This window comes from Skermanella sp., from assembly GCF_059503625.1.
Genome location: NZ_JCACHA010001005.1, coordinates 1 through 6,211 on the forward strand (window position 1 = coordinate 1; position 6,211 = coordinate 6,211).

Genomic DNA, 6,211 nt, shown 5'->3' on the forward strand with positions numbered 1-6,211 from the left:
CCAGCGCCACGATCCGGTCGGGCAGCGACGGTCCCCGCACCAGCCGGACGAAGGCTATGACGATCGACACCAGCAGAAGGATGAAGGTGATCTCGATCGACCAGTTGAGGAAAGGCGAAAGGTCGTCTCTCATCGCATCACCTCCAGCAGCCGGCGTTCCATGCCGTTCTTGATATCAGCCCGGATCTGCTCCGGATCGTCTACGAACATGGCGTGGACATAAAGCGACTTGCGGTCCGGCGCCACATCGAGCGTCAGGGTGCCCGGCGTCAGCGTGATCAGGTTGGCGAGCAGCGTGATTTCCAGATCGGTCTTCGCCTCGATCGGCACCTCGATCACGCCCGGCCGGGCATGGATCGGCGGCGTCACCACGTCATAGGCGACCCGGAGACTCGACACGACCAGTTCCTTCAGGAAGTAGAAGAAGAAGCCGATGATCCGCCACAGCCTGCCGTAATAGGGACTGTCGCCGAACATCGGCCGTGCGATCCACAACGTGGCATATCCCACGGCGAAGCCCGCCGCGAGCCCGCCAAGGCTGAACGAACCCGTAACCACCTGCCAGACGATGGCCAGCGCCAGATTGAGCATGAACAGCGTCATGGCCGAGCCCCCAGGACCGCGTCGATGTAACCGGCCGGGTTCATCAACTCGGCCGAAGCACGCGTCGCCAGATCGAGGAACGGCTGCGTCCACAGACCGATCGCGATGGTCAAACCCGCGAACACGACGATCGGACCGACCAGCAGCACCCGCTCGCTCACCGTCAGGTCGCCGATGCTGAGGCTCCTGTCGTCGCCGTCCGGGTGCGGCTTCCAGAACGCCTCGACCCAGATCTTGGTCATGGAGAACATCGTCAGCAATCCGACCAGGATCGCGACGGCGGCGATGGCCCAGGACTCGATCTCCAGGCTGGCGCGGATCAGGACGAACTTCGCCCAGAAGCCCGACAGCGGCGGGATGCCGGCAAGGCTCAGCGCCGGGATCAGGAACAGGACCGCCAGCAGCGGCGACGACTTGTAGAGCCCGCCGATCTTCTTCAGGTCCATCGATCCGGTCAGCCGCTTGGCGACGCCGGCCACCAGGAACAGGTTGGTCTTCACGATGATGTGGTGGACCAGATAGAACACCGCCCCGATCAGGCCCAGCGGCGTGTAGAGCGCCAGTCCCATGATCATGTAGCCGATCTGGCTGATGATGTGGAACGACAGGATGCGCCGGATCTCGTTCTGCGCGGCGGCGCCAAGCACGCCCGTCAGCATGGTCAGCCCGGCCACCACCAGCAGGGCGTCGTGGGTGTAGCCGACATCGTCCGTGAAGATCAGCGTGAAGGTGCGCACCAGCGCATAGACGCCGACCTTGGTCAGCAGCCCGGCGAAGATCGCGGAAACCGCCACCGCCGGGGTGTGGTACGAGGCCGGCAACCAGAAGAACAGCGGAAACACGGCCGACTTGATGCCGAACGCGATCATGAACATGACGGCCACCGTCGTCATCATGCCGCGCTGCTCGACCTGGGGCACCCGCACCGCCAGATCCGCCATGTTCAGGGTGCCGGTCATCCCGTAGAGGACGGCGACGGCGATCAGGAACATCACGGTGGAGACCAGGTTGATCGCCGCGTACTTGATCGCGCCGTCGAGCTGCACCTTCTCCGACCCCAGCGCCAGCAGCGCGAAGGAGGCGATCAGCATCACCTCGAACCAGACATACAGGTTGAACAGGTCGCCGGTGATGAAGGACCCGGTGACGCCGGTCAGCAGCACGTGGTAGAGCGGATGGAAACCGTTCCTTTCCCGGTTCTCGTCGACGTCGCGCAGGCTGTATAGCCCGACGCCGAAGCCCATGATCCCGGTGATCAGCACCATGACGGCGCTGAGATGGTCGGCCACCAGCGTGATGCCGAAGGGGGCGGGCCACTGGCCCATCTGCCCCGCCAGGATGCCGCCCTGCCAGACCTGCGCCATCAGCAGCGCCGCCGCCACCAAGTGTACGCCCGCGCCGGCGGCGCTGACGATCCGCTGAAGGTCGCGCCGCCTGGACAGCAGGATGCACAGCACCGCCGTCGTCATCGGGACTGCGATGGGGGCCACCAGATACCAGCTCGACATAACCCCGCTCACCATAGACTCGTTCAAGATTGGGGGCTCCCGAGATTTTCGACCCGCCTGGATGCGTCGCGCACATGCAGCCGGCCGGGCTCCTCCGGCTCGGGAATGTCCTGGTCGGGGTGCGGCGGCTCGGCCAGACGCATGCGGTCGCTGTCCACCGTGCCCAGTTCCTGATAGCCGCGATAGACCAGCACCAGCGCGAAGGCCAGCAGGCCGAAGCTGATGACGATGGCGGTCAGGATCAGGGCCTGGGGCAGCGGGTTGGAATAGACGCCGGTCAGCGCCTTCTCTTCCGGCCCGATCAGCGGCGGCAGCCCTTCGGTCATGCCGCCCGCCGCGAAGATCACGAAGTTGGCGGCATTGCTCAGCAGGATCAGGCCGAATAGCACGCGCACCAGGTTATGGCTGAGCAGCAGGTAGACGCTGCCGGCGGCCATGACGCCTACCGTGAAGGCAACGAGGGTTTCCACCTAGACGTCCTCCTCTTCCAGCGCCAGCACGATGGTCAGCACCGCGCCGATCACGACCAGGAACACGCCGATATCGAACAGCAGGGGAGTCCCGACATGGAACGCCGCGTCGCCCTCGCCCCAATGCAGCCATCCGGCCGTCAGGAAAGCATCGCCCATGACGGCGGAAGACAGCCCGGCGGCGATGGCGCACAGCATGCCGACCCCGGCGATCGACCGGGGATCGAACACCAGAACGGTGCGCAGCGCCCTGGGACCGAAGGCGATGGAGTGGAGCGCGAACGCGCTGGCGGCGATCAATCCGCCGATGAAGCCGCCGCCGGGTTCGTTATGGCCGCGCAACAGGATGAAGAAGGAGAACAGCAGCATCAGGCTCAGCAGAAGCCGGGTCGCCGTCCTCAGAATAAGGCTGTCCATCATGACCGGTCTCCCCCCATTCCCGGCTTCACCTCGGCCTTATTCTCGCCTCCGGGCGGTTCCCGCCGGGGCCGGGCCTTCAGCAGCGCGAAGGCCCCGAGCCCGGCGGTCGCCACAACAAGGATTTCGCCCAGCGTGTCCATCGCCCGGAAATCGACCAGGATCACGTTGACCACGTTCCGGCCGAAGCCTTCCGTGTAGCTCCGCTCCGCGAAATACTCGCTGAGGTCCAGCGGGATCGGCAGGTCGATCACGGCCAGCATCACCGCCGTCACGACGGCGCCGAAGGCGACCGCGATGACGCCGTCGCGAACGGCGCTCCGCCGGTCGGGCCTTGCGAAGGCGGTCAGGCGCGGCAGGCGGGCCAGCACCAGGGCCACGATGATGACCACCAGGGTTTCCACCATGAACTGGGTGATCGCCACGTCGGGGGCCCCGTACAGCAGGAAGATCAGTGCGATCACCACGCCGACCACGCCCAGCGACAGAATGGAGACCAGCCGGGATTCCGCCATGACGGCGGCCACCGTTGCCGCCACCACGGTCAGGGACAGCGCCCAGGCGGCATAGGGCGCAGCCAGCATCGCGTTGAGCGACGGGGCGACGCCCGCCTCCTTGACCACCATCGTTCCACCCACCGCCAGGGTCGTGAAGCCGATCGTGAACATGATGTAGTGGCGCAGGTAGCCGGACTGGATCACCCGCGTCTGGAGCAGCGCCACCCTGACCAGCCCCTTCAGGATCCGGTCCCAGCCGCGGTCCGAATCGTAGCCCAGCGCGCCGGCGATGCCGTCCAGCGCCGCCTTGACCCGCGGCCATCCCAGATACATCAAGGCGCCCAGCGCTACCGTGACGGTGCTGAGGGCCAACGGCACCGTGAAGCCGCCCCAGAGATAGACATGGACATCCATGGGAGCGCCCGTCAGCGACGCGGCGACGGGAGCCACGAACCAGCGCTCCAGCGCACCGTTGAAGACGCCCAGCCCAAGGCCGATGCCCGCCAGAACGACCGGACCCAGCCACAGGCTGACCGGCGCCTCGTGGGCATGGCCGGCAGCCTCGGTCCGGCGTCCCAGGAACGGCTTCACGAACACCAGCCCCGCCGTCACGATCATCAGGGCATTGGCGGCGACCATGGCGGCGGTCGCAAGCCAGCCCAGCAGCGCCATCTCGCCGTCGCCCAGGCCGACGGTGCTTGAATACATGAACTCCTTGCCGATGAATCCCAGGAACGGGGGCAGGCCGGCGTTCGACAGCGCCGCCAGCCCGATCGCCGCAGCCGTGACCGGCATCAGCGCCAGCAATCCGCCGAGCTGCGTCACCTCCCGCGTGCCGGCCTCGTGATCGACGGCCCCGACGCCCATGAACAGCGCGCCTTTGTAGCAGGCGTGGGCCAGCAGATAGACGGTGAAGGTCTCGACCGCATAGGTGTTGCCGATACCGATCAGCATCGTCAGCTGGCCCAGCGCCGTGATCGTGGTATAGGCCAGGATGCGCTTAAGGTCCGTCTGGCGCACCGCCAGGATGGCGCCCAGCAAGGCGGTGAATGCTCCGAACGACACCAGCGTCACGGTCCATACCTCCGTCCCGCCCAGCGTCGGCGCCAGCCGCGCCATCAGGTAGACGCCGGCCTTGACCATGGTGGCGGAATGCAGGTAGGCGCTGACCGGCGTCGGCGCGTCCATCGCGTTGGGCAGCCAGAAATGGAACGGGAACTGCGCCGACTTGGTGAAGGTCCCGGCCAGGATCAGGATCAGGATCGCCAGGTAATACGGGTGCTCCCGCAGTATCCCGCTCTGACCGGCCAGTTCCGTCAGCTCGAACGAACCGCCGGTGAGTCCAAGCAGGATCAGCCCCGCCATCATCACCAATCCGCCCATCGAGGTCACCAGCAGCGCCTGCAAGGCGGAGCGGCGCGACTGCGCGCTGTCGTGCAGATAGCCGATCAGCAGGAAGGACGTGACGCTGGTCAACTCCCAGAAGACGATCAGCGAAATGATGTTGTCCGCCAGAACGACGCCCAGCATCGACGCCATGAAGGCCAGGATGAACAGGAAGAAGCGCGGCAGCATCGGATCGCCGTGCAGGTACCCGCCGCAATAGATCACGATCAGCGTGCCGATGCCGCAGATCAGCAGCGCGAAGGTCAGGCTCAGTCCGTCCAGGTAGAACGACAGGTTGACGCCCAGACCGGGTATCCAGGCGACGGCTTCGCGCACGGCCCCGCCCGCCGCGATCTCGGGGATGAAGCCGGCGAACCAGATAGTCGCCGCCGCCGGAACGACCGCCAGCACCCAGCCGGCAATCCGGGGCAATCTTCGTGCGACAATTGGTGCCAGCAGCGACCATATAAAGATGCCGAGAATAGCGCTCAGCATCGGCGGACTTCATCCGCGAGTTTCATGATGCCCCTCCGGCGCCGCTGACTGTTGATTTCGTTCGAAAAGTCGCGGGCTATATGGGGCTAGCCAAGTATGTTTCAACCGAGAACTTTTTATTTGAATTTTATAAAAAAGAAACCATAGCTTACCCAGCGACAGCTTGCCGCGTGCGGCGCTTCCCCTGCCCGGCCTATAGTTCCCGCAAAAGGGAGACAGGTACAGGGGTGTTTAGATGTCCGACCGCGCTATCGTGGCGTTGGGAGTGTGGCTCCTATTGCTCGTTCTCGTCGGAACGGCGACCATAGGGATTGCCGTGGTGTTGTCGATCGGGATCGGAACAGGCGTAGCGGCGCTGGCGACGATGCTGTTCATCGCCTCGCGCCGCCGTTCGAGTGGCCGTGGAAGGGCCTGATCCCGGTTATGCCGCCATGTCCCGGCAGGACGCGGCGCAGCGTCGGCACATCTCGACGCATTGAAGCATCTGCTGGTCGCCTCCAGCCATTCGCTCGCAATCGTCCGCGCATTGCTGGCATATCTCCGCACAGGCTCCGCATGTCAGCCGGTGATGTGGACTGCCGCGCGTCATGAAGTCGGCGCTGGTGGCGCAGATCTGCGCGCAGTCCAGCAGCATGCGGATATGCCCCTGATCGGCGTGCTTGCCACCGACACCCAGGCAATGGGTTACGGTCTTGACGCAGATGGTATGACACTCGGTGCAGTTACGGATGCACTCGTCCATGCTGGCGGCCATGGCGTTTCCTTCCGGATTGGGGAGTGATACCAAGGGCCGAAGAGATTGACCTGTGCGAATGCCTTTGCCTGTGTAGGTCGG

Annotated in this window: 7 protein-coding genes; all 7 read right to left on the reverse strand. The window is 65.1% G+C overall.

Going from position 1 to position 6,211, the window contains the following annotated elements; translation table 11 throughout:
- Positions 1–129: 129 nt before the first annotated feature.
- Entirely contained in the window at positions 130–603 is a 474-nt protein-coding gene (locus tag AC5JJ6_RS36690) for a Na+/H+ antiporter subunit E (protein WP_496046771.1), read from the reverse strand.
- Positions 600–2,138 (reverse strand): Na+/H+ antiporter subunit D, encoded by a 1,539-nt coding sequence (locus tag AC5JJ6_RS36695; protein WP_496046772.1) that lies wholly within the window; start codon positions 2,136–2,138, stop codon positions 600–602. Before AC5JJ6_RS36695 ends, AC5JJ6_RS36690 begins: the two co-directional genes overlap by 4 nt.
- The gene (locus tag AC5JJ6_RS36700) at positions 2,135–2,581 is read right to left on the reverse strand and encodes a Na+/H+ antiporter subunit C (protein WP_496046773.1); all 447 of its coding nucleotides are present in this window, start codon (positions 2,579–2,581) and stop codon (positions 2,135–2,137) included. Before AC5JJ6_RS36700 ends, AC5JJ6_RS36695 begins: the two co-directional genes overlap by 4 nt.
- The gene (locus tag AC5JJ6_RS36705; protein ID WP_496046774.1) at positions 2,582–3,001 is read right to left on the reverse strand and encodes a Na+/H+ antiporter subunit B; all 420 of its coding nucleotides are present in this window, start codon (positions 2,999–3,001) and stop codon (positions 2,582–2,584) included.
- Entirely contained in the window at positions 2,998–5,376 is a 2,379-nt protein-coding gene (locus AC5JJ6_RS36710; protein WP_496046775.1) for a putative monovalent cation/H+ antiporter subunit A, read from the reverse strand. The genes AC5JJ6_RS36705 and AC5JJ6_RS36710 overlap by 4 nt, the downstream gene beginning before the upstream one ends.
- Before the next feature lie 231 nt (positions 5,377–5,607).
- Entirely contained in the window at positions 5,608–5,751 is a 144-nt protein-coding gene (locus tag AC5JJ6_RS36715) for a hypothetical protein (RefSeq protein ID WP_496046776.1), read from the reverse strand.
- Between the two features lie 46 nt (positions 5,752–5,797).
- Positions 5,798–6,130 carry a four-helix bundle copper-binding protein gene (locus tag AC5JJ6_RS36720; RefSeq protein ID WP_496046777.1) on the reverse strand — a complete coding sequence of 111 codons (333 nt, stop codon included), beginning with the start codon at positions 6,128–6,130 and terminating at the stop codon, positions 5,798–5,800.
- Positions 6,131–6,211 lie beyond the last annotated feature (81 nt).